Below are 1,157 nucleotides of genomic sequence, written 5' to 3' on the forward strand. Positions count from 1 at the left end.
GGATGTGACCCTGCCCGGCCGTCAGATTCCGGCCGGTAACCGTCACATTCTCAGTCAGACCAGCGAGGAGATTGAGGATATTTTCATCGGTATGGGCTATCAGGTCGTGGACGGCTTTGAGGTTGAGTCAGACTACTACAACTTTGAGCGCATGAACCTGCCCAAGGACCACCCTGCCCGCGATATGCAGGATACTTTCTACATTACAGAGGAGATTCTGCTGCGGACCCATACCAGCCCAGTGCAGGCGAGGGCCATGGATGCTCATGATTTCTCTAAGGGACCGCTGAAAATGATTTCTCCGGGACGGGTTTTCCGCCGGGATACGGACGATGCGACCCATTCCCACCAGTTCCATCAGATTGAAGGGCTGGTTGTCGGTCAAGGGATTTCCATGGCTGATTTAAAGGGGACCTTGGAGCTGATTGTTCAGAAGATGTTCGGTGCAGACCGCAGTATTCGTCTGCGTCCCTCCTATTTCCCCTTTACAGAGCCGTCAGTGGAAGTGGATGTTTCCTGCTTTAAGTGCGGCGGGGCGGGCTGCAATGTCTGCAAGCATACCGGCTGGATTGAAATCCTTGGTGCCGGCATGGTTCACCCAAGCGTTCTGGAAATGAGCGGCATTGATGCCAATCGCTACTCTGGCTTTGCCTTTGGTCTCGGTCAGGAGCGGGTGGCTATGCTGCGCTATGGTATCAATGACATTCGCGGTTTTTATCAGGGAGACGTTCGTTTTTCTCAGCAGTTTAAGTAAGGAAGTGTAAGCCCATGCTAGTTCGAGTAAGCAGAGAGGAAGCTCCTATTTTGCGGGAGCTGGAAGTTGCGACCTATCAGGAGACCTTCGGACCCTTCATCAAGGAAGCGGATATGGCCCATTATTTTGCCCATGAGCTGTCGCTGGCGACCATCGAAACGGAACTGGCCGACCCTGAGTCGGAGCATTATTTCGTGCTGGATGCGGACCAGAAAATCGCTGGCTTCCTTAAGTTCAACTGGGGACAGGCCCAGACTGAGCATGAGTTGGATCATGCCTTTGAAATCCAGCGCATCTATGTCCTGGCTTCTCATCAGGGGCAGGGGCTGGGCAAGGAACTGTTTGACTTTGCCCTGGAAGAAGCCCGAAAGCGCGGCTTTGACTGGGCCTGGCTGGGCGTTTT

At 53.8% G+C, this 1,157-nt stretch carries 2 protein-coding genes; both read left to right on the forward strand.

Annotated features, from left to right (window positions below):
- A partial coding sequence (gene pheS / locus STRDD11_RS05080) for a phenylalanine--tRNA ligase subunit alpha (protein ID WP_128836319.1) occupies positions 1-754 on the forward strand: 754 nt, incomplete at its 5' end.
- Between the two features lie 14 nt (positions 755-768).
- Positions 769-1,157, forward strand: a 389-nt coding sequence (locus STRDD11_RS05085; protein WP_164828387.1) for a GNAT family N-acetyltransferase, incomplete at its 3' end; no start/stop codon positions are given.

Source organism: Streptococcus sp. DD11, assembly GCF_001578865.1.
GTDB lineage: Bacteria > Bacillota > Bacilli > Lactobacillales > Streptococcaceae > Streptococcus > Streptococcus panodentis.